Raw genomic sequence first — 3,465 nt, forward strand, 5'->3', positions numbered from 1 at the left:
TTTATGAGGAAGGAAGTTTAGTCCCCACCGCAAAGCTATGCGAAGGCAAGTCCTACTCGATTGTATCGGACTATTTGGGCCGCCCCGCGCAGGCCTATGATGACAAAGGTGAACTGGTTTGGCAGGTGGAATTTGACATCTACGGCAGAATACGGGAAGATACCTTTAACAATCAGCCGTTTATTCCGTTCCGGCAATTAGGGCAGTATGAGGATGTTGAAACGGGGCTTTATTATAATCGGTTTAGGTATTATAATCCTGAAACCGGCTTATATATTAGCCAAGATCCGATAGGGTTAGCTTCGGGTCAATTTAATCAATACGCATATGTCACAGACCCCAACTTATTTGTTGATGTTTTTGGACTTAGTCCTTTTGGTCCAATGCCTAACGGTGGATGGAATTATCATAATATGCCCAAGATAGATGGTTTTCAATTACATCATATTATTCCGAAATCACTTGCTGAAGGAGCAAAACCACATGAGATATTTAAACTTAGTGGATATGACATACATAATATGAAGAATACTATTTATTTGCCAACAGATAGACAATTTCATCCAATAAGATCAATCCATAGCGGATACAATAAACTCCATGCTCAATACAATGCTGACATGAGAGTACAATTAGATGATTTAGTGTCTTTTGGGAAAGAAAATAATTGGACAAAAGAGCAATATCACGATGCTATGCAAAATTTGATTAATGATACAAGACAGGATTTAAGAAAAGGTAAAATTAAATTACATTGTAAAGGTTAATTTTTATGAATTATTATAGGCTTTCAATTTTTTATAAGCGAGATGTTTTCTTTTCATTTGATGGAAATTCAGATAAAAAGGAATTAGAAAATGGAGTATTCTTTGGGAAAAGCAATCCAATAAAATATACTGTAGATAAAATAGATAAGTATCTGCTAAACTATGATATTCTACCAACGATTGGAGCTCCTTTGGTAAGTACAAAATTTAAGACAGAATTTGAGCAATTATTAGGTAATGATTGTGAATTTTTACCTGCTACTATAGTTTCTTCAGAAAATGGAATTATAGAAAACTCGTTTTATGTTTTAAATTTACTAAAAGTTATAGAGTGCATAGATTATTCTAGGTCAGAAGTCCGTCCATTAATTAAAAATGTTCCTAATAGTCCTATTAAAATAATTGTTTTGTACCTAAATAAAGAGAATTTGCAAAACGTTCATATTTGTAGAATGCAAGAATCAAAATCAATTATTATTGTTGATGAAACTTTTGTTGATTTGTGTAACAAGATAGGAATAAATGGAATTGGTTTTATAAAAGAAGGTAATCAACAACAACCAGATTTTTTCGAATAAAAGACCCATCCCAAATTTTGTGTATTTATTCGTTAAAAGTGACGGTTGATCCTGTCACCAAATTCTGAAGATGTAGAAACGGGGCTTTATTATAATCGGTTTAGGTATTACGACAGTAATACAGGAACTTATATAAGTCAAGACCCGATAAGGTTAGCAGGTAATAACCCGAATTTTTATGCGTATGTGCATGATTCGAATACGATGGTTGATGTGTTCGGGTTGTTAGAATTATTTAGAGCTGTTTTTGGTGCTGAATATTCCGATATAGTTATCAATAACGTTATTAGGAACGTTGGAGGTCAGTATGAAACTGGTAAACTGTTTGCAACAAATTACGGCGATGCTGTAAAATTTGGAGAATTACTCCAACAATGGGAGGATACAGCCTTTAAAGTAGTTACAGTTGAAGTTCCCGACGATATAGCGTTATATAAATTTAGAGCAGACGGAATGGATGCAGTATCGATAGATAATATTGATTTAGATAAAATTAAAATAAAATGTACTTAATATGAAATCATATGAAATCAATAACAGGTATTTTAACTTTATACAAGGAAGGAAGAAAATCCCCATTTTCAAATGGCTACCGTCCTTTATTTAATATTAAAAATAATAAATTTTCAGGAAGAATTAAATTAGAAAAAAAAGAACAGTTATTTCCTGGAGAGAAATTGAATGTAATTATTGAATTTCTGACTGATGATTTAGATATACACCAAGGAGAAATAATAACATTTGATGAAGGAACAAGCATAATAATTGGAGAAGTAAAAATTTTAACTATTTCACAATAATATTTATAGATGGAAAAACTCGCAATTAACAAATCAACTGTAATAGTCTTTACTTAATCTGATATTTAAGTTGTTTTAAAATCTATTTAGACGGGCTTTATTATAATCGGTTTAGGTATTATAATCCTGAAACCGGCTTATACATTAGCCAAGATCCTATCGGGCTAGCAGGTAATAACCCGAATTTTTATGCGTATACGTTTGATTCTAATTCGGAAGTTGACCCGTTTGGGTTGACAATGAAAAATCCATTTGAAATATTTTTTAGTCAAGATTCTGTAAATCCCATTTTTGAAGATGGTAGTAAATTAAATAATTTGGTAGGATTACTAAAAAACAATCCAGCAGCAGCAGAATCAATTGAAGCAATAAGATTAGTTCGAATGAAAGATCTCCCTGTAAATATTCAAGAAAGATTATTAAAACAAGGCGTACATGCCGATGCTGTATTTACGTTAGATAATAGACGTTTATATGCAGCTCGTGAAGCAGGAACAAAAGTAAATACCAGATGGGCTACCCCTGAAGATTTAGCAGAAATAAATCTTAATAAACGATTTAGTACAGATAATGCGGGTAAATCAGTAAGAATAAGATGTAATTAAATATTATGGAATATCAAGCTATTAAAACAAAAGAAGTTGGAGTCATTAATGGAAGAGATGCTATTTTTTTGGATGACTTAAGACAGACATTTAATTCAGAATGTAATTGTGTTTTCAAAGGGAAGTTTAATTCTAAATTGATTGAAATAAATTTTAAAAAGGATTATATCCCTTACATATTTTATTTTTCTGATATTATTTATTATCAATGTTGTGAATTAGATACTTATATAAATGAAGTGAAGATGGATTCTTCTTTTGATTTAGTTCATAATTCATATCTAATAGAAGAATTAAAAAACGGACGTAAATCTTCTAAGATAAAAGAAAATCATAGGCACTATGTTTTACAAACATATGATTATGTTTATGATATTATTGCAAAAGATTATAAACTAATAATAGAATAGACCGTATTTAATATTATTTTTAAGTAAATTAGAAAGTTAGAATAACAAACAAGCCAACTTTAAAAGTTGGCTTGTTATTATGAAGACGAGTAACTAGATGGACTTTATTATAATCGTTTCCGTTATTACAACAGTAATACAGGAACTTATATTAGCCAAGATCCCATAAAACTGGCAGGAAACAACCCGAATTTTTATGCGTATGTGCATGATACTAATACTTGGGTGGATCCGTTTGGGTTGGATGTTATTACTGTTTATCATTATACGAGTGATAAAGGATATAAATCTATAATGGGATCAGG

At 31.0% G+C, this 3,465-nt stretch carries 6 protein-coding genes and 2 pseudogenes; all 8 read left to right on the forward strand.

Annotation, left to right across the window (positions count from 1 at the left end):
• Positions 1-767 (forward strand): RHS repeat-associated core domain-containing protein (locus GQ590_RS11760; protein WP_160409240.1); only part of this gene is annotated, 767 nt, incomplete at its 5' end.
• Between the two features lie 5 nt (positions 768-772).
• Positions 773-1,345: a DUF1629 domain-containing protein gene (locus tag GQ590_RS11765; RefSeq protein WP_160409238.1), complete on the forward strand. Its 573-nt coding sequence runs from the start codon at positions 773-775 to the stop codon at positions 1,343-1,345.
• Between the two features lie 45 nt (positions 1,346-1,390).
• Positions 1,391-1,858 carry an RHS repeat-associated core domain-containing protein gene (locus GQ590_RS11770; protein WP_160409236.1) on the forward strand — a complete coding sequence of 156 codons (468 nt, stop codon included), beginning with the start codon at positions 1,391-1,393 and terminating at the stop codon, positions 1,856-1,858.
• Between the two features lie 11 nt (positions 1,859-1,869).
• A complete protein-coding gene (locus tag GQ590_RS11775; RefSeq protein ID WP_160409234.1) occupies positions 1,870-2,145 on the forward strand; it encodes a hypothetical protein in 276 nt (91 codons plus the stop codon).
• A gap of 80 nt (positions 2,146-2,225) precedes the next feature.
• Positions 2,226-2,369 (forward strand): annotated as a pseudogene (locus GQ590_RS12750) (RHS repeat-associated core domain-containing protein); the annotation flags it as partial.
• 15 nt (positions 2,370-2,384) lie between these two features.
• Positions 2,385-2,750 carry a hypothetical protein gene (locus tag GQ590_RS11785; protein WP_160409232.1) on the forward strand — a complete coding sequence of 122 codons (366 nt, stop codon included), beginning with the start codon at positions 2,385-2,387 and terminating at the stop codon, positions 2,748-2,750.
• A 5-nt stretch (positions 2,751-2,755) separates the two neighbouring features.
• Complete coding sequence (locus GQ590_RS11790) at positions 2,756-3,160, forward strand: hypothetical protein (RefSeq protein WP_160409230.1); 405 nt, start codon at positions 2,756-2,758, stop codon at positions 3,158-3,160.
• Between the two features lie 111 nt (positions 3,161-3,271).
• A pseudogene (locus tag GQ590_RS12970) lies at positions 3,272-3,465 on the forward strand (RHS repeat-associated core domain-containing protein); the annotation flags it as partial.

The sequence above is a fragment of the Gilliamella sp. Lep-s35 genome, assembly GCF_009795845.1.
Taxonomy (GTDB): domain Bacteria; phylum Pseudomonadota; class Gammaproteobacteria; order Enterobacterales; family Orbaceae; genus Gilliamella.